General features: G+C 32.7%; 23 protein-coding genes. 16 read left to right on the forward strand and 7 right to left on the reverse strand.

Annotated elements, in window-relative coordinates; all coding sequences use genetic code 11:
- Positions 1–623 (reverse strand): Rgg/GadR/MutR family transcriptional regulator (locus ADIAL_RS00025; RefSeq protein WP_034298401.1); only part of this gene is annotated, 623 nt, incomplete at its 3' end.
- Positions 624–815: 192 nt separating this feature from the next.
- Here ADIAL_RS00025 and ADIAL_RS00030 point away from each other — a divergent pair.
- From ADIAL_RS00030 to ADIAL_RS00045, 4 genes are all read left to right on the forward strand, one after another.
- Positions 816–1,091: a class IIc cyclic bacteriocin gene (locus tag ADIAL_RS00030; protein WP_034298402.1), complete on the forward strand. Its 276-nt coding sequence runs from the start codon at positions 816–818 to the stop codon at positions 1,089–1,091.
- Between the two features lie 122 nt (positions 1,092–1,213).
- Positions 1,214–1,717 carry a stage II sporulation protein M gene (locus ADIAL_RS00035; RefSeq protein ID WP_034298403.1) on the forward strand — a complete coding sequence of 168 codons (504 nt, stop codon included), beginning with the start codon at positions 1,214–1,216 and terminating at the stop codon, positions 1,715–1,717.
- Between the two features lie 208 nt (positions 1,718–1,925).
- Positions 1,926–2,621, forward strand: coding sequence for an ABC transporter ATP-binding protein (locus ADIAL_RS00040; protein WP_051503605.1), 696 nt, complete (start codon positions 1,926–1,928; stop codon positions 2,619–2,621).
- Positions 2,590–3,228 (forward strand): ABC-2 transporter permease, encoded by a 639-nt coding sequence (locus tag ADIAL_RS00045; protein ID WP_034298406.1) that lies wholly within the window; start codon positions 2,590–2,592, stop codon positions 3,226–3,228. The genes ADIAL_RS00040 and ADIAL_RS00045 overlap by 32 nt, the downstream gene beginning before the upstream one ends.
- Before the next feature lie 1,203 nt (positions 3,229–4,431).
- Here the strand turns inward: ADIAL_RS00045 and ADIAL_RS00055 are convergent.
- Together ADIAL_RS00055 and ADIAL_RS00060 are read right to left on the reverse strand one after the other, a co-directional pair.
- Entirely contained in the window at positions 4,432–4,815 is a 384-nt protein-coding gene (locus ADIAL_RS00055) for a hypothetical protein (RefSeq protein WP_034298411.1), read from the reverse strand.
- A complete protein-coding gene (locus tag ADIAL_RS00060) occupies positions 4,802–5,788 on the reverse strand; it encodes an AAA family ATPase (RefSeq protein ID WP_034298412.1) in 987 nt (328 codons plus the stop codon). Before ADIAL_RS00060 ends, ADIAL_RS00055 begins: the two co-directional genes overlap by 14 nt.
- A 714-nt stretch (positions 5,789–6,502) precedes the next feature.
- Here ADIAL_RS00060 and ADIAL_RS00070 point away from each other — a divergent pair.
- From ADIAL_RS00070 to ADIAL_RS00090, 5 genes are all read left to right on the forward strand, one after another.
- Positions 6,503–7,996 carry a primase C-terminal domain-containing protein gene (locus ADIAL_RS00070; protein ID WP_051503606.1) on the forward strand — a complete coding sequence of 498 codons (1,494 nt, stop codon included), beginning with the start codon at positions 6,503–6,505 and terminating at the stop codon, positions 7,994–7,996.
- A 164-nt stretch (positions 7,997–8,160) separates the two neighbouring features.
- Positions 8,161–8,751, forward strand: a complete 591-nt coding sequence (locus ADIAL_RS00075; RefSeq protein WP_034298416.1) for a type IV toxin-antitoxin system AbiEi family antitoxin domain-containing protein — start codon at positions 8,161–8,163, stop codon at positions 8,749–8,751.
- A 79-nt stretch (positions 8,752–8,830) separates the two neighbouring features.
- Positions 8,831–9,598 (forward strand): nucleotidyl transferase AbiEii/AbiGii toxin family protein, encoded by a 768-nt coding sequence (locus tag ADIAL_RS00080; RefSeq protein WP_231492014.1) that lies wholly within the window; start codon positions 8,831–8,833, stop codon positions 9,596–9,598.
- A 115-nt stretch (positions 9,599–9,713) separates the two neighbouring features.
- On the forward strand, positions 9,714–10,292 hold the full coding sequence (locus ADIAL_RS00085; protein WP_034298422.1) for a hypothetical protein: 579 nt from the start codon (positions 9,714–9,716) through the stop codon (positions 10,290–10,292).
- A gap of 142 nt (positions 10,293–10,434) precedes the next feature.
- Positions 10,435–10,635: a hypothetical protein gene (locus ADIAL_RS00090; RefSeq protein WP_034298424.1), complete on the forward strand. Its 201-nt coding sequence runs from the start codon at positions 10,435–10,437 to the stop codon at positions 10,633–10,635.
- Positions 10,636–11,528: 893 nt separating this feature from the next.
- On the opposite strand, the gene ADIAL_RS00095 is transcribed toward ADIAL_RS00090, so the two are convergent.
- Positions 11,529–11,825: a BRCT domain-containing protein gene (locus tag ADIAL_RS00095; protein WP_034298426.1), complete on the reverse strand. Its 297-nt coding sequence runs from the start codon at positions 11,823–11,825 to the stop codon at positions 11,529–11,531.
- A 1,234-nt stretch (positions 11,826–13,059) separates the two neighbouring features.
- Between ADIAL_RS00095 and ADIAL_RS11480 the strand changes: the two genes are divergently transcribed.
- From ADIAL_RS11480 to ADIAL_RS11290, 4 genes are all read left to right on the forward strand, one after another.
- Positions 13,060–13,950: a hypothetical protein gene (locus ADIAL_RS11480; RefSeq protein WP_051503607.1), complete on the forward strand. Its 891-nt coding sequence runs from the start codon at positions 13,060–13,062 to the stop codon at positions 13,948–13,950.
- A 32-nt stretch (positions 13,951–13,982) separates the two neighbouring features.
- A complete protein-coding gene (locus tag ADIAL_RS11285) occupies positions 13,983–14,120 on the forward strand; it encodes a hypothetical protein (RefSeq protein WP_155849130.1) in 138 nt (45 codons plus the stop codon).
- Positions 14,121–14,165: 45 nt separating this feature from the next.
- The gene (locus ADIAL_RS00105) at positions 14,166–14,750 is read left to right on the forward strand and encodes a hypothetical protein (protein ID WP_034298429.1); all 585 of its coding nucleotides are present in this window, start codon (positions 14,166–14,168) and stop codon (positions 14,748–14,750) included.
- Between the two features lie 178 nt (positions 14,751–14,928).
- Positions 14,929–15,069 carry a hypothetical protein gene (locus ADIAL_RS11290; RefSeq protein WP_155849131.1) on the forward strand — a complete coding sequence of 47 codons (141 nt, stop codon included), beginning with the start codon at positions 14,929–14,931 and terminating at the stop codon, positions 15,067–15,069.
- 207 nt (positions 15,070–15,276) lie between these two features.
- Here ADIAL_RS11290 and ADIAL_RS00110 read toward each other — a convergent pair whose 3' ends face one another.
- Positions 15,277–15,528 carry a helix-turn-helix domain-containing protein gene (locus ADIAL_RS00110; protein WP_034298432.1) on the reverse strand — a complete coding sequence of 84 codons (252 nt, stop codon included), beginning with the start codon at positions 15,526–15,528 and terminating at the stop codon, positions 15,277–15,279.
- A gap of 186 nt (positions 15,529–15,714) precedes the next feature.
- Here ADIAL_RS00110 and ADIAL_RS00115 point away from each other — a divergent pair, with 186 nt between their 5' ends.
- Together ADIAL_RS00115 and ADIAL_RS10960 are read left to right on the forward strand one after the other, a co-directional pair.
- Positions 15,715–17,289, forward strand: a complete 1,575-nt coding sequence (locus tag ADIAL_RS00115) for a hypothetical protein (protein ID WP_034298435.1) — start codon at positions 15,715–15,717, stop codon at positions 17,287–17,289.
- Between the two features lie 1,296 nt (positions 17,290–18,585).
- Positions 18,586–19,059, forward strand: coding sequence for a hypothetical protein (locus ADIAL_RS10960; protein WP_155849133.1), 474 nt, complete (start codon positions 18,586–18,588; stop codon positions 19,057–19,059).
- Between the two features lie 99 nt (positions 19,060–19,158).
- Here the strand turns inward: ADIAL_RS10960 and ADIAL_RS00125 are convergent, their stop codons facing one another.
- A complete protein-coding gene (locus ADIAL_RS00125) occupies positions 19,159–19,668 on the reverse strand; it encodes a hypothetical protein (RefSeq protein WP_155849134.1) in 510 nt (169 codons plus the stop codon).
- 364 nt (positions 19,669–20,032) lie between these two features.
- Positions 20,033–20,350, reverse strand: a complete 318-nt coding sequence (locus ADIAL_RS00130; protein ID WP_034298438.1) for a DUF3892 domain-containing protein — start codon at positions 20,348–20,350, stop codon at positions 20,033–20,035.
- Between the two features lie 337 nt (positions 20,351–20,687).
- Between ADIAL_RS00130 and ADIAL_RS00135 the strand changes: the two genes are divergently transcribed.
- A complete protein-coding gene (locus ADIAL_RS00135; protein ID WP_034298439.1) occupies positions 20,688–21,239 on the forward strand; it encodes a tyrosine-type recombinase/integrase in 552 nt (183 codons plus the stop codon).
- Positions 21,240–22,261 lie beyond the last annotated feature (1,022 nt).

Genomic DNA, 22,261 nt, shown 5'->3' on the forward strand with positions numbered 1-22,261 from the left:
TACAAATAAGTGGCAGTAGTCATGTACTTTTTAAGCTCACTAAAGTATTTTAATTTGTCTTTAGTTCTTTTATATAGCAACAATATTAAATCTTCAGAGAAAAAATCCAAAGAATTAGTAAATAAAACTACCTCATAATAAGTCCACTCTTCGCATTCTAAAAGATAATTTTTCAATATATTTAAATCTTCTGTGTTAGTAGGGGAATTTGAAACAGAACTAATGGTCAAACTGCAAAGTGTTGAATAGTGTAAATATTTTATTTTTCCACTTAAATTATACTTTTGCAATGCTGAAATTTGTAAATTATGTAGACCTTCCAAATCGTTTTTGTTAAAAAAGTTAGAATATCTTCTTAAAAAAAATAAAGTATCTTCTTGAACATAGTCATTATAGATAAAATAAAATTCATCTAAAGAAACATTTAGATTATCCAATATTTTGAAAAATTTCTCTGAAGTCGTATCGCTTAAACCTTTTTCAAATCTAGAAACTGCTGGACGGCTTAGAATACCAGTATAAACGTTACTAGACTTTAATTTTTTTGATACCCTCAAGTGTTTAATAATTTTTCCAACTTCAATAAAATCACTCCTTATGTTTTCGTTACTTATTGTTAACATTTTACCCCAAAAAGATGACTATGTATATAATTTATCTATATATAAAAAAATATTAAATTTAGGAGTGGTTATTTGTCATTCATAATTAATATTCTTATTTGGGATGTTATTGGTGGAAACTAACTTTAATATTGTGAAAATGTCAATAGGAATTGAACGTGAAGTGATTAAAATATAAAGGAGGTGAGAAATATGATATTAAATCTTTCGAAATCTGTACATTTAAGCAAGTTCGAAAAAATAGCAATTACTGTTGTCTTTTGGACTTTACTTATAGCAGCAACTGCAAATATATTATTTGTTGCTGATTTATTCGGTATACCATTTACGACAGATATTGTGGATCAAGTTTGGGGATACATCGAAGGAGGAGCTGGTACAGTCACCGCAATATCTTGGGTTTTAGGAGTCACTATTCCAGCTTGGGCAGTACCGATTATAGGCGCAGTTGGTGTAGTATCGGCATAATGAAATACAGAAATTAGATGTTTTTTAATTGCTTGGCAAATATGATAGCTATTCCTAACCCTTATAAAGAGTTGAATAAGTTAGGAATAGCTTTTTGCCAATTTTTTTTGGGAGTGACTAGTATGAATAAGATATTCAATAAAAAAATTTTGTTAATTTTTAGTCTAGCAATTATTTTTGGATTTATGCTAGGTTTAAGAAGAGAACAAGAAATAATCGATGTAACTGCGGTGCATGCGATTGACCACTTCGAAGCACTGAGAATCATTGTAGTCAACAATACAATTGCTTTTGTAATACTTTGTTGTTCATTGATAATTGGAAAATCAATCGTATATGTATTCTTTTGTATAAATGGTTTTCTAATCGGAATTTTACTTGGTGTGGTACGTAATTTAACTGCTATCATGTTACTACTTCCACATGGTATTATGGAAATGGGTGCTTTTCTCTTTGCCGGAACCTTGCTGTATCATCTATTAAGTAAGAACGAAAAGGGAGAAGTAGTTGTTGAGAAAAAAAAGTACATATCCTTATTTTTAGTATCTTATATCATACTTAATATTTCTGCACTAATTGAAGTGTTTGTTACTCCCCAACTAGTTGTTTGGAGCGTAAATGTTTGAGGAAAAAATTAAAAGGAGAGTTTATATGAAAATTTTATCACGTATCTTTGTACTTATATTAATAATTTTGATGGGATACTTATATATTTTTGATCGAAATAGCAGTATGCTTTCATTGTTAATGATAGTAACTATTTTTTCAACATTATTATTTAGTAAGGTATTTAACAAAAAGGAGGAATAAGCTATCAAAGCAGAAGTTTTTTCAGTGCATAATATTTGTAAAGAACAAGGGCAATTTTTGCTAGATTCCGTTTCCTTGTCAGCCAATAGAAATAATATTATCGGATTGATAGGTAATAATGGAGCAGGTAAAACGACATTTATAAAAATAATTGCTCGCTTGATTTCAATAGATTCTGGTGAAATAAATTTACCCGCACAAGATAAAATAGCTGTTGTGTTCGATCATTCTCCTTTTCCAAGTAAGCTGACAATTAATGAATTGGAAAAAGTTTTAAGCCGACTGTTTTTAGCTTGGCAAACTGACCGCTTTTTCTCATACATTGAGTATTTTGATTTACCCTTGGATGTTTCAATTAATAACTTTTCTAAGGGAATGAGTATGAAGTTAAACATTTCAGTAGCTTTATCGCACCAAGCACAAGTTCTATTATTAGATGAACCGACGAGTGGATTGGATCCAGTAGTGCGAATTGAGATTTTGGATATTATCAAATCATATGTGAAAGAAAATGAAGCTGTCGCAGTTATTTCTACACACATACTAGATGACATCGAGAAAATTGCTACGAGTGTTATTGTAATGCACGAAGGTAAATTTGTTTTTAAACAGGAAGCTGAAGAAATTCCTGATATGGATTACCTTGAAAAAAAAATTGAGGATATAATGAAAAATAAGGAGAAATTTGATGACCGGGCTTTTAGTGAAAGATTTATATGAGTTGAAGAAACTTTGGATACAACCTAGGTATTTAGTGACAAGCGTAGTTATAACACTGGCAGGAATAGTTGTTTTTAATTCTAGCGCTCTTATAATATCTATTTTTATTTCTGTTTTTTTCATCAACACTATTCAAACTTTATTTGTTGAAGACAAAAAAAATGGATGGAATTTATTTGTCAAAACTATTGAAATATCTTCATTTAAAATAGTTTCAGCACGCTATTTACTTTCCATACTTGTTTGTCTAGCATTAACTTTTGTAAATGCTGGAATTAGCAAGTTTTTGTGGCTAATGTATAGAGATCTATCGTTTCAGGAATATTTGATATTAACACTAATTTTTCTAACAGTCACCCTTACTTATATTTTTGTTATGCTTCCTTTTTTTTATCTTTTTGATGAAAATGGTCTAACAATAGGGATTTTATTAGGAGTTTTATTAGTCTTTTTGATTTCAAGAATTTCAGGTCTAAGTGAATACGTTATTACATTTCTAAGATCAATTACAAACTTTGAAATTACTTTTATTGGAATAAGTATATTACTTTTATTAGGAATATCGTCGTTTATATGCTCATTTCTTATACTTAAATGGAAAGGTTAGGTGTAATCTAATGAAAGACAAGCTTTACTGGGGTGGACTCTCAGTTGTTTTGTTAATAACTACGTTTACTAGAATTAATTTGACATTGTTTTATTCTTCCACAAGTTCTGAAATTTTAGAAGAATACTTTCAGCCGATAATTCTTAATTTTATATTTTCCATTTCAAATATAATTATCACATTTATTTCAATTCTAGGTACATATATAGTTTTAGTGATTGCTAACAATTTATTTTTTAAAGAAAAAATTCTTTACATTGAGGCCAAAACAGCGATATATAAAATATATATGTATGGCTTTTCACTATATAATATTACTTATATTGTTTATCTGATTACTAGAAACGAGATTTGGCAGAGTATGCAACTAAATTTGTCTAGTATTATATTTTTCTTTTTTATAAGTATTGCCTTATACAAATCCGAAGCTTTATTGAAAAAACCTACTTATCGAGTACTTTTTTCAATAACTATTTTCTTTATTAATAGCCTTCTAGCAATGTACTCTTTAATAAGAGTACTTTAAACCTGATTGTAAATCAACAAATGCAAAGCCTCTTAATAAAAATTTGGTTTGTCAAATTAAGATGATTAAATCATAAATAGTATTTCTTGCTATATTTGTATTTTCGAGTATTTAGGATTTGTCCTGTACGAGCGTAGCGGGTCATTTATTTTAGTTAGAGTTATTGAAGATATATTATAACAAGAATTAAAGGAGGGAACACCAATCACTATCTTCCCACCTCTGTAGAAAATGTAAGGCCACTATATGAGCGAATAAATATTAAAAACGTAGATTCAGAGCTAAAAAAACTAGAACAAAGAAGTCAAGCTAGAAAAAAGAGGATTGAGTAGAAGTAGTTAGTTATATTTATTTTCAGCTTATTGTAAAGATTATCAATTAAAAGCCTGTTTAACAGTAAAATAATTAAGAATACTTTTAAATTATTTTTTGCTGCAACACTCAAAACCTAAATATAATATAAAGAGTATTAAATGAAAGTCTCGATCTTTCGTCTATACATTAAGGACCGAACGTGAAGCGGCTTAACCCGTTCGGTCCTTATGTCGAAGCTTAGTATCCCCCCTCCCGCTATCTAAGAGAAAGGACTAAGTATTTCATAAGACATTAATTTTACCAAGTGACCAAATTAAATTTGAAACTTGCTGTATACAGTCGATTTCTTGTCATTCAGTTTCTTAGCCTAAAAATTTATTGTTTTGAATACTGGCTATAATCCGCTGGGCTCTGTCATCATAATTATTCTCATAATAAAATTGCGTCATGTGTCTCAAAGTCTCATAAGCTTTTGCTCCCTCAAAATCTGAGAATATTTCAATTAGTGATTTGATATCAGGATCTGCTTTTATCGTTTTTCGGTCTCTAGCAGAATAGTGAGTATCAAAGTCAATTGTAGTATTTTCTGTTGCTAGCTTCGAGTAATTTTTTGAAGAATTTTCTGCTACCCGTAAATCATTCTCATCTTTTTCGTCATTAAGTTCCCGTGATTCATCAAATCGCGACTCTGAAATATATGTTTCAACTGTAGGTCTATTCTTCTTTTTTCTATTAGTTAGAGCCAATCTCGTCACCCGCTTTCGCTTCAAACTCAATCAAGTTTAATTTCCTCGAATAATCTGTTAATTTGTTGCCGTTTAAATACTTGGGCTCGTAGGTATAGTTTTTTGGTATATCACCCTGTTCTTCAAACAACTTTATCCTATCCTCTAATTCACTAAATATATCAGCAAACAAGGCAAAAACTTTTCTATCATGATGATCAATTGCAGTGATTCCGTATTCTGGATAATCGTCAATTCTTTTCTGATTATTAACTATTGCATTAAATGTAAAATTTTCCCCAAACGCTTCTTTTGTTTGAGCAATTATGGATTCATGTAACTCTCTTTTAGGTTGTAACAAGAATGGAAGGAGTCCCAAAACCTCACCTTTAAAGTCATCTCCAAAGTCGTCTATTAATGTTTGAAGATAGACGTTTATAATATCGAGAGAACCTTCAAATGAATAGGTTTTGGTCTCTTGTGGAATAACAAAGTAATCTGCACAAACCATTGCATTATCTACTTTGATATCGGTACTCGGCCCAACATCAATCCAAATATAATCATATAATTCTTTTAAGGGTTCCAATAATTTAAAAAAGTGAAATGTCCGTTGTTTAGTAGTTTCAGATACGTGGGAGGGAGTATCCTCTTTTAAAGGATATAATAATTCTAAAAACAATCCATATTTTGCCATATCACCACCACCCGCTATCATATGTAAATTAGGCGTTAACTCAGTAATTGCACTCTGAAGATCATTCTTTTTAATAGCACTAACCACAGTTGCTGGGAAATTTTTATCAAACGTTTTTCCCATTATACTTGTCGCATTCGCCTGTTTATCAAAATCTATCAATAAACATTTGTTGTTGAATTCTGTGTTAGGTAATGAGGCAATTATAGCTTCAAAGCAGGTTGATGTTGTTTTACCTACTCCTCCTTTTTGGTTTGCATTGATAATAACCTTTGCTGACTTGTGATTAATCAACATTTCACACCTCCGATAAATGTAAAAAATCTCCTAAATGAATTGTAACAATACTTATGAGATCTTACAACTATAAATTGTATTTAGGAGAACTTTTTCAAAATAGAATAGTTTAATTTTGAAAAAGAGAAAAAGAGAAAAAGAGAAAAAGAGAAAAAGAGACTTTTAGAAAAAGAGACTTTTTTAAAAAAAGTCTCTTTTTCTCTTTTTTACATTTATTACTTCGTGCTATATTAATAGGCAAAATAGTTAATCCGCTAAAGTTAAATACAAAAAAAGAGAAAAAGAGAAAAAGAGAAAAATCTCTTTTTCTCTTAATAATGAACTTAGGAGAAAAAGAGAAAAAGAGACTTTTCTCCCAATAAGATTTTTTTGGTTTTTTGTTTACACTAAAGTGATTCTCGGTTAAGGTGTGCATATATAACAACAAAAAAAGAGACGGAAGCATTTGATTCGACAAAATCAAATGCTTCAGAAACACATAATCCACACTTATGTGCTCCCGCTCGCCTCTAAGGTTTATAAGTGGTTGGTAGCCACTTATGACTTTTAAATTATGGACGGATCATAATCCGTTCGTAGTCGATTCTAGCACAAACAGGCGAGTACTTCAAGATTAGGACTCTCTATATTCACTACCTGAAATAGAGTATGCACTTTCCTACAGAAGAGGACACATAAATAGATGTGTCCTCTTTTTTGTAGAAAGGATTATCCATGTTGAACTTAGATAGTTTATACACTTACATATTGAAAAAAGGATTAAAGCGATACAGATTTAAAAATAGCACCCATCGACCAACTCATTACCAAGAAAAACCAGGTAAAAAAGGGGTCAGCTTTGTCTTTAGAAGCAAAGAACAGATGGTCAATGCGCGAGGCTTTATCGTCACGTCAGAGGAGGCTATCAAAGATAATAAAAATCACTTATCCCACTGGACCCCAAATGTCTATAGTTGGGGTGGGTATGTTGATCCAGACCGACAACACGTTATGGGCTTCTTTGAGGAAAATCTCATGCAAATCAATACCTATGTCATAGATATTGATTGTTCCAAAAAAGTGGTGAGTAGCGACGATATTTTACTAGCGGGGATGGATTTAGGTGTCGCGCCGACACTGATTGTTGAGTCGCCAAATGGATACCAGGCCTATTTTGTCCTGGATCAGCCGAGTTTTATTTCCAAGGCTAATGATTTTAAGTCTTTACGAACGAACAAGGCTATTGCGCACTCCCTGAAACTAGCCTTTTCAAAAGAAATAGCGGGTGTTGATTTTGGCTGCAATCCCTTCGGCATATTTCGATTTCCTAACGAAAAAAATATCGTATTTTATGAACCAGACAATTGCTTTGACTTCAAAACACTCATGACTTGGTCCATGAAAGTGAGTGACGATCACCACCAGGAACAACAAGACCAATTTATAAAACAGTTTAAGACAAGTGACTTCAAACAGACGCAAACGAGCTGGTTCAAGCGTTTATTGAATCAAACAGAGATCAAAGGCGGAAAAGGGGTACTGGGCCGAAATTCAGCCCTATTCACCGCTTCTTTGGCCTGCTATTCGTCTAACCTGGATCAAGACACCTGCATTGCGCTCATGAGCGACTTCAATGCGTCTTTGTCTTACCCTCTATCTGAAAGAGAAATCAGAAAGACCATTCGATCTGCCTATTCAGGGCGTTATAAGGGCGCCTCAGCGCATTATATCCAATTACTGAATGAACAGTGGGTAGGCGACGATACACGCGCTGAGAGCTCAAATAAGGGCGTCTGGTACAAGTTTGCGAAACCAAGGGAAGAACGCCAGAAAAGTCATTACTCGGAATGGCGTAGAGATTTGATCCGTTTAATTGAACGCACAGCAACGAAGAGCCAAGGCTTTGTGCAATTCACGCGCAAAGAACTAATGAACGCCCTGGGGATTCCTGAATCTAGTTTAAAAGACTTGCTGAGACAGATGAAAAACGACGACTACGTGACGATTAAGACCAAACCAGGGAGATATGGCTACACACGTTTATGGACCGTTAAAAGCATTGTATTGAGCCTCATACGGTCTAAACGAGTCAAACAACTAGCAGATAAAGAAGGCTTGCTACAGACACTGGCACCCATTCAAACGCTGATAGAAAAGGTGTCTAATAAGCCGATAAACAGAGAAAAACTACAGGAGATCATCTTAAAAGAAATCGTGAATACCTCTTAAAATTTAAAAGGGACGAACTGCCTATTACTTATTTCTAGTATACAGTGGTGCCTCTGTAAAGATGTGCGTATAGTGCTCGTTTATCTATTTTCTCGTACTTAGTTGCATTCTATACTCACCAGGTATACTATAGGTCTATACTTTAGTGTGGAGGAGGGTTCTTTATGCTCGGTGAACGGTTATTTGGTGCGTTTGAAGTAGAAAATGGTATTTTGACGTTAGAACGTGCGGTTGAATTAGGCTTGTCTAAGGAGTCGGTTAGAAAAGCTTATCGTCGTGGGGATCTAGTGAAGGCTGAACGTGGGATTTATTTATTGCATGAGGATTATGACGATGATCTGTACGTTATGCAGCTGAAGTATTCAAAAGGGGTTTATTCTTACGAGACTGCTTGTATGTTGCATGGGCTGACGACTTTTTCTCCGTTCGCTTATATTATGACGTTTCCCAAAGGGTATCATTTAAATAATAGAGCAGAGCATTCGATTGAAGCACATTTTGCCACGCCTTTCTTTTATTCTTTAGGTGTCATGGAGTGTACAAGCTGGTTAGGCAATCCGTTACGGGTGACGAACTTAGAACGGACAGTGATTGATATGCTGAGGTCGCCTCGTACACTGCCTGATATCCTTGACGAAGTCTTGGTTAATTATCAGTGGTCAGAAGAGAAGAATATAGACCGATTAAAAGAGTATGCCTCACTGTACCGCGTAGAACGTCAGTTAAAAGAAAGAGGATTGATTCAGAGTGAATGAAGGGAAAATGAAGCAGTTAGTTAAAACAAAAGCTAAAGAAACGGGGTTACCCCCTCAGCAATTATACGGCTTATTTGCGATGGAGCAGTTCTTGATAAAATTAAATGATTCACCGTATAAAGATCATTTAATTTTAAAAGGTGGCTATGTCTTGGCTACGACATTGGGCCTGGATAGACGAGCAACACGTGATTTGGATACGACGGTTAGAGGGTTCCATTTGGATAAAGAAAAAATGGAAGAGATTGCTGAATTTATTACGCAAGCGAATCAAAAGGCGAGTCAATTTGAATTAGTGGGGATCAAAGAAACAAGAGAAGCGTTTGAGTATAACGGATACGAATTGAAACTGCATTACATTAATGGAAAAGCTCGTTTTCCGATTTCCATTGATTTTACGACGGGCGAAGACTTGATCGATGTAATGGAGTTGGATGTGATTCCTTCTCTATTTGATTCGAGTGTCGAACTTAGGTTTCCTCGGTATCCGTTAGAACAAATCATTGCGGATAAATGGTATACGACCTTGGCTTACGGTAAAGAAGGGGATACCAACTCGAGAATGAAAGATTTATATGATCTGCATGTTTTGTCAAAGAGTTACGATACAATCGATTATTCATACGTCGCGGAAGCGGTCAAGAAAACGATGACTCAAAAAAATAATCAGATCGCTCCTGACGAATATGACTCAATTATTAACTTTCTACAGTCTTCAGAGCAGCAAAAGTTAACATGGAAAAATTATCAGAGGTTGTATCCATTTGCCCGTGAGTTACAGTTTAACGACGTGATGGAGAGTGTTAAATGGATCTCTAATCAACTAAAGGCCAGTTTAGGAAAATAAGAATAAGTCATTCATATAAATAGCACCAACTATGTTTTATCAATCTTGTTTAGGGAAGGCATACTTTTCTAAGTAAGAATCGTCGATGTTGAAAAATGAATTTTAGGAGAGGGACATGGGAGTTTTAGAAATAGTTAGTCTATTAACGGCTGGCCTAACACTTTTTTACAATGTAACGAAAAGTTTGTCTGAGAGTTTATTATATTTTTGGATTGTACAAACCGATAACAATAGATTAAAAGATATTTTAACGGATAAAAGGAAGTTGGATCAGTCAGCTTTTACGTTTTCTCTTTTAGCACTATCTATTGCGTTAACGTTTAGTTTTGTAATCATTAATGCGGTACCCAATCGACCTGACAGATGGCCAGTAGCTATCTATAATAATCTATTCACGATTTCCTTTATGTGTATAGCATTAGTATTTTTAATTTATACATTTGCTGTTTTTAACAGGAAAAATAAAAGAGTATTAAGAATAGCAGATACTGACGGGAGTCATTGGTATTTGCACGGAAGGCTGTCTAATGATATGTATTTATTTAAGGACTCCAAATCAAAAGAGATAAACAAATTGAAATTAAAAACTAAAGCTGAAATGATTGAACTGTTTGATGGTTTTGTAGATGTTGATCGTCCTTCTTTAGGGAAGAAGGACGCGATAATTGAAACGGAAGAAAAAAATGAACAGTGAATACAAATAATGTTCCGAGGATTAATTTTTAAAAAAGAGTGAATGCAATAGAAGGATACAATATAGTCTTTAAAATTTACGGCTGATGTTTTATGTATACTGTTGTGCTCATAAAAAGATTAGTAAGAAGAGGAGGATATGTGTGGAGGTTACATACGGATTGAACAACCAGAAGATAGGACGGGTTGTTGCTTGGCATGAAGACGCTACTCAAAAGGGGAATTTTGTTTTGACGATCGAGACATCTACAGGGACAGTTATTCATTCAGTTGAAAAGAAATTAAGTGAAAAACAAGAAGAAGAACTAAAGAGAATAGTGCCGAAAGATGATACGGGCTTATAGAAAGATAAAAAAGATATAGGTACAAAATAAGTTAAATGATCAGGATATATTTAGGTACTTGATCAGAAAATAATATTAAAAGACTATCCAGAAAAATAGTATTGTTTTCTGGATAGTCTTTTTGAGGTCGATTTTTTTATGAATACATACGATGGTGTGTAAAGGTAAATAGTCAGGGTACTATTTATTTTTAAATGTGTAATTTAAAAAAGTATGAATGAGATAATCATTTGCTTTTAGTGAAGAGTGAGAAGTGTACATAGTATTTCATATGGCATAAAGAGAGAGAACGAAAAAAGTAGACGAACCGATTAAACAAGTGGAAACAGGAGTCTACTTGTTTCTAACCATTGAGTAAAATAAGCAAATAAAACCTTAATACAGATGTAATACATCATTGATAAATCGACGTTTGGATGTATTACATTTGTATTCAATCACTTAAAAAGTGGTACCGCTGTGTCATACAAATGTATTACGCTCTAAACCCTTTGGCACAGCCAAAGTCACCTACTTTTTCAGTTGAAGACTGAGAAAGTGGTACCTGGTTTCCCTTATGCTCTTACAATATAATTAAAAGGGATCAAAAAAGGACACACTTATTTTTTGATTCTGATCATTTTTAGCACACTTTTTTCTGAAGTGAACGACTTTTAAAACAATCTGTATGTTCTTTTTTTTTTAGATAAATGCAGTAAAAAAATAAAAGCGCGATTGATTCTGGTTTTTATTCTGAAAGAAAAAATGACAGCTGGAAAAAATAAAAAGAGAAATGCGACGGTAAAAAAATTAATTTAAACATAAAGTTAGACATGATTGAATCATTATGAAAAAAATTATGGCCATGTATGATTGGAACAGTGAGGAGTAAAATGATCTTTTCTTGAATAAAATTAGGACTTGTTCAGTTTAGATTGTAATTGGTTAATGGCCAGTGTGATAAAGTCTTCTTCTGACAATTTTTTGAGAGGGACTCCTTTTTTTTGAAGTTCCTCAGCATTTTTTAGTTTTAACGAACGGGGATCTTGTTCAAAAAGATCTAGGTTACTTCTTCCAATGATCAAAAGCGTTGTCTTTTTTGAAACACTAGACTGAACTTTTCCGCCCAATGATCGAACTAAATCCTGTGCTTGTTTCCGAGTCATGCTTGCTAATGTTCCTGTGAAGACAACGGTCTCGTTTCGAAACATTCGACGTCACTCCCTTTTTTCTTTAGTCACTTTGTCTCGACGATTTCTAGCTCTTTTCAAAATAAAAAGACTGACTAAGGTATGAACAGCGTTTCAAATACCTCCTTGATTTTCCCATGAAATAAAAAATCAATCCACTATTACTGATAAACTAATCAAGCGTCATAAGTAGTTAGTAACAAAAAAAGTAATTTAAATTTTTTTGTCAGATGGTGTAAGGTCATGAATAAAGAAATCGGTTTTTATAGTAGCTCTTTATTTTTTTAATGGTTAGTTTTTTCTTTTAGAAAAATTATACCAGACTGATCATAAAAAAATCTGAGCGACTACAGACGACCGATGACGTTTCAATTAATTTTAAATGACTCAAGCCAGTGAAAATTAATCGAATGTCGTAGACCCTTTTATTTTTAAAAAACAAAAAAGGTAAGTAGTAGACTGAAAAAAATTATGAGAGCGTGTCGTCTCTAAAAATAGTTTATTGTTTGTTTGGTGAATAGTTTGCTATCGGTATCCCTAAAGTCAAAAGAAAATTTTTGAAAAGAAATTGTTTATCAATGCGAAATGATTCTGTTTTCTAATCACAATAAAGTTTAACGTTTATTCGTCAGTTTAAATGTGAAATAAGCAATTAGTCGACGCAACGCTAAATCAAAACGAAGAAAAAAACTGTCAGGTTTTTGATTGTTTAGCTATTCTTCTTTAGTTCGTTTTGAAATTTTGTAAGAGCATAAGGGAACCGGGTACCTGTTTTACAGTTTTCGACTGTAAAAGTAGGTGACTTTGGCTGTGCCAAAGGGTTTAGAGGTGCTGACAAATGTCCGACGCTAGGTACCTGTTTTTAGTGATTTGCTGACAAATGTCCGACACTAAAACCCTATTAAATCAACACCGTCGGACATTTGTCAGCACCCTTTTTTTCAAAATTTCTGTTAAAGGTCCAACTCTTTTTTTCTTTCTTTGAAAATAATTCGATCGTAAATACAAAATGCAGACGATAATTTTTTTAAAATAATAATGTTTGGATCTAAGACATCATATACTTGTTTTGTATCTAAACCTCTTCGTAAATGATTGAAAGATTAATGGGTACTAGGTGATATCTTCTTCAAATTATCATAGGATTGTACTTAAAAAATATGATTAATGAGGAAAAGATAAAGTATTATGGAGGCATAAAAGTACACCAATCAAAAATAAGTCCGATAGAGATTGAAACGGGGAGGTTTGATTTATGAACGAAAAACTAGCAAACTATAATCGTCTCCTCGATCTATCTTATGAGGAGATGGTGCTTCATTTACTAAACAAGTACGGAGGAAGTAAAGATGATTACTTTCGAGAACAATCGTATGAAAGATTTCTAAAAAAGGAAATTAAATCAATTACTAAAGGAAAATGTGCGAGAACAGCTGAAGGATTATTTTGTCATCACGTCGCAGAAAATTGTTACCTTAATTTAGCTAACAAAGAGTTTATTTTAGAGAATCAGTATCCATTTACTTTACACACCAAAGATAAACTCGTCTTCTGTGATCTATTTGAACATTTAATTTTACATGCCCTGATAGCTAAAGAAACCAATGGAGAATTTGGTCTTCCGGGGTATCTGACGTACATTTATCCGATGATTATAGAGTGGTATGTTGGCCAAAGAAAACCTCAGAAAAAAGAATGGATGAAAACATGTTATGAGCAGGCGTACTTAAGTCCAAAGGAAACTAAGCAACTGCTCACGACAGTCAATCTGTTATTACCTTTACGTTTTCAAAACAAGAAAGAGATTGTGTATGTATCACCCGAAGAAATCAGCAAGCAAATGAGTGAGAATAAAAAGAAGAGAGAAAAAGAATATAAAGGATACATGGAAAATCAACGGATACAAGAAATAAAAATAAGAGAAGAACGAACAAAAGATTTTTATCGTGAGTATCCAGATTTTGAAAAGCTAGACATAACATTTGATAGCTCGAGAAAGAAAATAATAGCCATGTTGTATGATTTAGATTACAGTACTGAATTTCAAAACAAAAGAGAATTGGAAAAGGCAATGAAGCCAGTTATCAAGGATACACTTTTAGAACAACTATATTCAGCTGTTTCGAATAAAAAGAGATTAATATAGATAGTGAAGTCAATCCATGAGGAGGAGCTAAGATGTCCGACATACAAAGAACAACTAAATATAAATTAGAAACGCTATTTGGAATGGATTCAGGTTATGTTATGAATATGAACAATCGAGAATTTGAAGAATTTGTTTGTGATGAGACACGTTTGAAAATCTTTGACTAGAAATACAATAATAGAAGCGGGTCTAAAGCTAATAGACTAAGAGCGTTGTGGAAACTCGAAAGTAACCAAGTAGTTGCTGTACTCTCTTTAAGTTTATTAGAGTTTTGGGAGCAAGAATTTAGATTATCGGATCCGACTGAAGAAGGATTTTATCGATTATATCGATTGAAAGAAGCAGCTGAGAAAGAATTAGAAACCTTAAAAGGTACTCCCAATAAATCATTTGATATGGCGGCACTTAATGTTTCAAATCTTGAAGAAAGTTATCTGATGTTAAAAGAAGATATTGAGAAGGTACTCAATGAAGATAAGCTACAATTAGCTTTAGATAGAGTACATACGTATATGACAAAATACTTTAGGGTACTTTGTGAGAAGCATGGGATCGATTATACGAGTAAAGAAAATATTAATAATATGTATGGCAAGTACATTCGTTTTCATCATCAGTCCAATTCATTTGAGTCCGTTATGACCCCTAAAATTCTTAAACTACCCACTCAGGTGTTAGAAAAATTCAATTCTGTTCGAAATAACGAAAGTTTTGCTCACAGCAATGAAATCATAGGGTACAGAGAGAGTAAATTAATTATCGATTTCGTTTTTTTTAGTCCTGTCCTACATTATTGATCTAGAAAAAGAATATGATGAAAAGAAGGCTACAGTAATTTAAGAATACTAAATCGCAAGATTGGTGTGTCTAAAATTCACCTAAATTTCTTCTGAAAAAATGATAAAGTCCTGGACACACAAGTGAATTTTAATGTTGAAAAATTAGTGTAGTAAAATCATACGAGGAGGTACTGCAATGAAAAAGAAGCGTACTAGAAAGGCTCCCAGAGTAGTAAAAGTAAAAAAACACAGACGAAAAAATGGTCAGACTGTCAAATCGCATAAAAGAAGTAAGCCAGATGGAATCGAAGAGAACAATCATTCTAGCAAAAATTAAGAAAGGTCTATTATTCTTGTTAATCGAAAAGACATGAATACAAGGGGATACTCAGTAGCAGCTGAATCTCCTGAACCATTAGCGAATAACAGGAATACTTTTTTGAATTAAGCGAGTTTTGAATAAAAATTAGAATAAAAAGAAGTCAGAAATTATTTTCTGACTTCTTTTTATTGAATATAGGCTGTGACAGAAAGATATAGTATGTTATGTATTGCTTTGATCAGTCAATAGCGCTTCATAATCAACCTCTAGAGTCCGTTTAATACCGTTTAATTGGCTTAATTTAATGTGCTGTCTGCCCGCTTCTATTTTAACTAATGTCTCTCTGGTGATATCAGTATTCATTAATTGAAGCTGCTTCACGAGTTCCGTTTGGCCAATCTTCTTTTGTTTACGTAGCCGTCTAATGTTGGCTCCAATAATATTTTCATTATCGATTATTTTGTCTTCTCTCAAAACGAACACACCTTTTGGACTGAAAAAAGTCCTTTTAGTGTTAATCTTAGTGTGTGCCCGTGATATAATGGGACTAGTTTCGGTCCAATTTGAAACGGGAACCAAGAAAATCAACCATCATGACTATCAGTGGTGCGTTAACTATAGTTAGCCACTACAAGAATAAAAAAGTAGAGGATATGACATATGCAGACTAATATAATGGCATTAAATATTGATTTTGATACCAAAGGAGACTACCTACAAGGAAAGACTAAAAAAGATATACTAAAGATCCTTGTCGATTATTATGAAAAAAAGAGAACCCTAAAAGATATTGCTCGTGACATTGAGGAAGACATACAGAGTAGTCGCTTACGAAAACATTTTCCTAAAGTCAAAACGACGCTAACCTGTATGTATGATGGAACGCCCCTATATAAACAATTACCCAATAAGCAAACCTATCAAAAACAAGGGCTAGACACAGCGGTACCTTACTGTCTTGAATGTGGCCATCAGCATTTAGAGATGTGTGAATGTGAGCATTGCGTTCGTGATCAAAGAGAAAAAATAAAAAAAGCTTATCCCCAACAAGCAGAAAAACTGATAGAGGGCTGCAGTTTGTTTGAGAAAGTCGTACTCGCGACCGTCTTGCAAGGCATGTTTGTAAACAACATTAATAATAGATTTGGGTCGTTTGAAGATTACGATGATAATTACCACCCCCTGTTCATTGATAGTGCAGACGCTTCTCGAAAACTACAGCACCTGTTCAGTAAAGGGATTATTTCAGTATCGTCAGACAGTAACATGAGTGCATTTGTAAGAGACAGGACGTTTCCTCAAAGGATGTATCCCAACTTAGTTTATTGGCAATTAAATGTGTCGTCAGCATGCGTAAAGGATAGAGACGAATTGTTTCAATCATTAAAGTATCCTAGTGGGTCAATTCTGTATGAAGCTAAGGCGTTTAATGAGTTGTGGCGTGACATTATTAAACAAGAATTATATAGATGTGTCTGTATGGAACTTAAGAACTATCACTTTTCATTTAGGCATACGAACGATAGAGAAAAAATAGAAAATCAAATCACTCGCTTACTAGAAGTGTATAATCCTGGACAAGTCTATGCTCTTTTTTGGACAGCTGTCAGGCGTGCTGATAATAGCCGTACCTCTAGAACCTGGGGGAACTATGCGTATAATCACATCAATTTTGTATTAAAAAAAGTGGATGACATTGAGCAAAAGAAAAACAAGGAGAACGACCCAATAGATACATTTAACTACCCTACAGAATTAAGTATCATGCTGTTCACCAAAGTATTTTTTCAAAACATAGCACAGGAGCCCAATTGGTTTTATAGGAAAGTGCCTAAAACTAAGCAGATTAGCTTCTTAGAGGATAGAAGCCAATTTTACACCGGAGTGTCAAAGCGGGAAAAACAAGTATTCGAAGAGTTAGATTTAGAGGTAGTCTATTATTATGTGACATCATATGGAGTCGTTGTGTATGATGGGGATGTAGATTGGTTGTTTACTGATGAAAAAACGTTGTACAGGATTGCTGAGAAGGTAGGGTTTTATGAATTCGTCGTGAGTCAGGATGTATTTTACTCTAATTTGCAAATGCCATACTATATAAATGACATGTACTCAACGGGTTATTTAATTGAGCTAATACACTTTTTGATGAAGTCTCAGTACAGGTATCATCTCCCGGAAAAAGATAACAAGTTCAAAAACAAATTAGAAAAGCTATTAAGTAAAGACTCCTAGTATAATTAGTGATTTCTAAAAAGAAGTAAGACTGTTTAATTTTTTATTACCCCGAGATATTTCTAAAGACACTCCCTTACCACTATTTATTATTGTATTTAAGTCTTTGATACTTGTAGCTTTAATTTATTCATTACTTTTTTGTCCTTCAAGAAAAGATAGTTAAATAGTAACACTTAGAAAAAGTTTTTTTTGTGTCTAAAATATGGTATGCTTTAATAGTTTTTAAATATGCTCTCTTTACTCTTGAAAAAAAATACCTAAAAGGTGTATACTCAGTGTAAGCCGTAATATGTCATAAGTTATGATATATGTCAGAGCAATATAATTACGTACAAAAAAAAGAAACCTCTGGTAGGACAGAAGTTTCTTTATAAGAAACAGGGTAATAGCTTTACTATGGCTGTTGCGTTGACACAAAACTACACCATTTTAGGTCCCTAATCTAAGTATGGTGTTTTTTTGTATGTTTTAGTCTTTGAAGATTTTTTCGAGGATGTCTCTGATGACATCTTTAAAGATGTCGTTGATGAGTGAAATAATCATGATGATTATTATCAGCCACTCGTACAAGCTCAACTATCTGTGCTCCTTTTCAGAAGCTGGGGGTCTTTCAGTTGAATAAGTCATATAAACAGCTCCTTTGATACCACAGAAGCTGCTTCCCCTGTCTCTTATCTACTATATTATATGATATAAATAAAAAATCAATACCGAAGCACTACTTATATTGTTTATTTTTAAACACAACACAATATATAGTGTATTCAGTAAAAGTGTATACCTATGTTAAGTCTTATAAAACCTCTATTTTAAGGGGTTTAAAAGACTTGATATACATAATTGTTTTTTATATCGATACTATATGTAGTGTGATTTACCTGAACCAAGAGACCCGTCAATAAATAAAAGTACTCCTATAATGTTAGTTATGTGATACTTCCCTAGTTATGTTCAGGAACTCAATTATTATGAAGAAGGATAAATAAAAGATGAATGTAAGGTATTGTATCAAAGCATACATAGTATTGTTTCTAAGGTCATTTCCGCTGAGGCTTCTAATATACTAATAGATGAACCAGAGGCCTTTTTACATCCCCCTTTAGCGATAAAGCTAGGTAAAGTCATAGCAAATTTAGCTGTAGAAGAAAAAAATAAATATATATAAGCATTCATAGTGCTGACTTTATTATAGGATGTATTGAATCGCATATTCCTATAAATATAATAAGAGTAGATTATGACAATCGTATTGCTACGGCTAATTTAGTTGATTCTAGTATTCTTACAAAACTAATGAGAAATCCACTTTTTAGATCAGTAAATGTAATCAATGGACTATTTTATAAAAATATAATTTTAACAGAAGCTGATTCAGATCGTGCATTCTTTCAAGAAATTAATCCACGTTTGAAAGATCACAAACCCGAGTGGGACATAGATGACTGTCTCTTCTTAAATGCTCAAAACAAACAGACAGTAGGACCTATTGTAAAATTATTGCGTATTGTTGGACCAGCTGTTTCTTTAATCGATTTTGATCTAATTAAAGATGGTGAACCAGTATTTTTTAGATATTTGTCTTTAGTAAATATTCCAGAGTCTTTACATCGCTCAATCGCGCAAAAAAAGACCAGAATCAAAAACGTTTTCCCAAAATTAGATAATGGAAATTACCCTCTAAACTCAAAGATTAAAACACAAGGGATCGATTACTTAAAGGCGCATATCCTCCAGATGATAAAATATGGGTTAAATAAAAGTACTTGAGATAAAAACTATAAAAAAATAAAAGAGAAGCTAATTTTACTCATGAACTAGTAAAATTTTTACTCATGAACTAGTAAAATTAGCTTCTCTTTTATTTTTTTATATTATACTTGTTTCGATTTTTATTTCTTCTGTACAACATTTTAAGGCACTTTTTTGATATTGCAAAGAAGAATAATCCACATCTCTTTTCCCGGAATAGTCTAAAGATGTGTAATTTGTTATCTTATCTTGAAATTCTACAAGAAAATTTTTGAAGTTACCAATTATTAGACTTTGATTTTTATCAATTTTTTTATACTCTACAGAGGAGATAGTTTTAATTCCATTGAGGTAATTTGAAGTGTTTTCTTTTTTTACTAAGTAAGCTTTAGAATAGTCAAGACCACTTTTACCTTGTCCAATTTGTGCAGTAACGAAACCATATTTGTGGGGTAAATTTGTTCTTATAGGAATAAATGCTGAAAAAGATTTAGAGACAGATAATTCTAGATAAAAAGGACGTTCATCATTTTGGATAATATTCTTATTACTTGAATCAACAATAATACCTAAATCATTAATTAATTGTTTTAAATTTAACCTATAAAGCTTTGCTTGATTGCTCATCTTTTTTCCGCCTAATACTATATATTTATGTATAAAAAAAGCACCCATTAAAGAGTGCTTTTAGAATTAATCATCAATCGCCATAGTTTATTTATAAGTGAGTCTTAGACGTTCGGACTCTCATCAATCGCCATAGTTTATTTATAAGTGAGTCTTAGACGTTCGGACTCTCATCTACAATACATATTATATAGGCTAACTAAGGTTTTTGCAACAGTTATGTTCAAAAAAACAATTATAAAATACCAACTATTTATGTAAAAAAATAGTTGGTATTTGACCAATATGCATTAAATCAGATAGAATCGTGTAACTAGAACCTTAATATTTAAAATTGTTTTTTCGTGTATGCTTACTTAAAAATCTATTTTTCATAGTAAGTTTTTAATTTTAGTAAATTGTTTTTATCTGTATTATCAGCAGCTGCACGAACATATTTAACTTCATTATTTTTAACAGGTATTAATTCAGAGTAAGGCATTAACTTAACTTTAATTTTAAAACCTTTTTCCATATTAGCTGTAAGCCACCTATGAATGTCTTCTTTTTTGTACCATCCGTTTATTTTTTCTTCACTAATTTTCCAAGACTCATTATCATCAGATTCTAATTTAATCTGAACAATACTTTCCAAGTTTTGAACATCGTCTTTCTTAAAACTAATCCCTGTAGCATAAATCATTCAAACTCCTCCCCCGAAATTCATGTTAATACCTTTCAATAGCATTGTTAATATATTTATATCTTAACATACCAGTTATATAAAAACTACTTCACATCATAAAGTATGGTCTCAATAAAGTTAAAAAAGTTTGTCGTGAATATGCACGATAAACTTCGGAACAACCAACTAATTTTTTTTTAATCTCTTTCTCAGTTAATACATGAAATTGTGTAAAATCGTGTATCCAGAACCCCATTACATCGGGGTTCTTTTTATTTGTCAACCTAAAATACATGATTATGTGGTATAATGGGTGTAATCATGTATCGATTTTATGGAAGGAGAGCTCTTTAAAATGCCTTACAACGTCCAACCCCTCCGTACTCAGCAAGAAATTAACGACTTTTTATTCTGTTTACGGCGCAATCAGAACGCCGAGAGAGATGTGTTTCTGTTTTTGATTGGGATTAACAGTGGATTACGCATGTCCGATATCGTTCAATTGAAGAAACAAGACCTTTTAACCGCAAAAAATCCCCGCATTGTGGAACAAAAGACGGGGAAAACACGCATATTATATTTAGGGAGCCTACAGGATCTGATTCAGGACTACACCAAAGACCTGGACCCGGCCGATTATCTCTTCCCTAGCAGTAAAGGCGGGCATTTAGAAGTCAATACAGTCTATCAGATGTTTCAGAAAGTGGCTAAACTACTTGGACGAGACGATATTGGAACACACACTCTGCGTAAGACCTTTGGCTACCATTACTATAAGAAAACAAAAGATATAGCAACCCTAATGGAAATATTTGGTCATAGCAGTGAAAAAATCACCAAACGCTATATAGGGATCAATGAAGACGAAATTAGTGAGACTTTATTGAACTTTAAACTGGGTTTTTAAGCTTCCAATAGATAAGGATGTTACCTTTAATGAAGATAACAAAGGATAGAAAATCATCTCTGAATCTATATTTACCTGTTTAAAGAAATTGCACTTTAGAAACAAAATTTTAACAGAATCCATTATAGAGCGAATCATTCATACTGCGCAAGACATTTTCGGCTGAATTTCAATATGTCTATGAGAGAAAGTTAGGTTTTAAGTTTACCAAAGCATCACAAATCACTAAACTCAAAGATAAGAGGCTGGGGCAAAAGTAACTTACAAGTGAAATTTCCACATTAATTGACAATATATATTAATAAAATGGGGAGTGTGCTTCTTGCGAGATACTTCTGTCCGAGTCTCATTGACGTTAATAGTAACCAACTCCGGCAATACCGATACAAAAGACAACAAAAGGGGTAAAAAAATTTGTAATATTCACTATTTTAATCGTACAAGCTTATATGTAATTTTTAGTGTAGATAAGTCTCCATTTTACCAAGTTATTTATGGTAAGATGATTGTAAGCAATTTGTGATCGCTCTTTTAATGTTCTTAGTTATAAATGTGGAAGGTGTTTACCACAAATGGCTTTTTTGTTTAGCTTAACTTAAAATTCAAGATTATAAAGAGAGTACAATAAGGCTATAAGCCACTTGTGCTCTTTTTTGTATAAAATATTACTACAGCTCACAAAAATGTTATTAATCAATTTTATTATTGCTTTTTACTATTTTTACTAGTGAGGTACATTGCTGTGTTTTTAAGGGCATTTCTAAAAGATCAAACAACATAATAATGTTCTCTATACATGTGTCATTTAAATGACCTGAGTTTATTGCGTCTATTAGTTCCTTGAAAAATAATAGCATAGTTTTTTCATACATTTTGTTATTGGTTTCAGATAGGTTTTATTTAAGCTCATTGTAAAAAAATATACTCTGAGGTAAATTATTTTTCATTATAAAAAAAACCAATACATTTGATATTAGGGAAAATAATTCATTCGTGTACTTGACTACTGCCAGTTGAATGTA

Origin of the sequence: Alkalibacterium sp. AK22 (genome assembly GCF_000585255.1) — a bacterium.
Lineage (GTDB): Bacteria > Bacillota > Bacilli > Lactobacillales > Carnobacteriaceae_A > Alkalibacterium.

Bases quoted from the DNA above. Each gene is read 5' to 3' on its own strand.
- ADIAL_RS00030 (WP_034298402.1), top strand. From the start codon at position 816: ATGATATTAAATCTTTCGAAATCTGTACATTTAAGCAAGTTCGAAAAA.
- ADIAL_RS00035 (WP_034298403.1), top strand. From the start codon at position 1,214: ATGAATAAGATATTCAATAAAAAAATTTTGTTAATTTTTAGTCTAGCA.
- ADIAL_RS00045 (WP_034298406.1), top strand. From the start codon at position 2,590: ATGACCGGGCTTTTAGTGAAAGATTTATATGAGTTGAAGAAACTTTGG.
- ADIAL_RS00060 (WP_034298412.1), bottom strand. From the start codon at position 5,788: ATGTTGATTAATCACAAGTCAGCAAAGGTTATTATCAATGCAAACCAA.
- ADIAL_RS00070 (WP_051503606.1), top strand. From the start codon at position 6,503: ATGTTGAACTTAGATAGTTTATACACTTACATATTGAAAAAAGGATTA.
- ADIAL_RS00075 (WP_034298416.1), top strand. From the start codon at position 8,161: ATGCTCGGTGAACGGTTATTTGGTGCGTTTGAAGTAGAAAATGGTATT.
- ADIAL_RS00080 (WP_231492014.1), top strand. From the start codon at position 8,831: ATGGAGCAGTTCTTGATAAAATTAAATGATTCACCGTATAAAGATCAT.
- ADIAL_RS00085 (WP_034298422.1), top strand. From the start codon at position 9,714: ATGGGAGTTTTAGAAATAGTTAGTCTATTAACGGCTGGCCTAACACTT.
- ADIAL_RS00095 (WP_034298426.1), bottom strand. From the start codon at position 11,825: ATGTTTCGAAACGAGACCGTTGTCTTCACAGGAACATTAGCAAGCATG.
- ADIAL_RS11480 (WP_051503607.1), top strand. From the start codon at position 13,060: ATGAACGAAAAACTAGCAAACTATAATCGTCTCCTCGATCTATCTTAT.
- ADIAL_RS11285 (WP_155849130.1), top strand. From the start codon at position 13,983: ATGTCCGACATACAAAGAACAACTAAATATAAATTAGAAACGCTATTT.
- ADIAL_RS11290 (WP_155849131.1), top strand. From the start codon at position 14,929: ATGAAAAAGAAGCGTACTAGAAAGGCTCCCAGAGTAGTAAAAGTAAAA.
- ADIAL_RS00115 (WP_034298435.1), top strand. From the start codon at position 15,715: ATGCAGACTAATATAATGGCATTAAATATTGATTTTGATACCAAAGGA.
- ADIAL_RS10960 (WP_155849133.1), top strand. From the start codon at position 18,586: ATGAGAAATCCACTTTTTAGATCAGTAAATGTAATCAATGGACTATTT.
- ADIAL_RS00125 (WP_155849134.1), bottom strand. From the start codon at position 19,668: ATGAGCAATCAAGCAAAGCTTTATAGGTTAAATTTAAAACAATTAATT.
- ADIAL_RS00130 (WP_034298438.1), bottom strand. From the start codon at position 20,350: ATGATTTATGCTACAGGGATTAGTTTTAAGAAAGACGATGTTCAAAAC.
- ADIAL_RS00135 (WP_034298439.1), top strand. From the start codon at position 20,688: ATGCCTTACAACGTCCAACCCCTCCGTACTCAGCAAGAAATTAACGAC.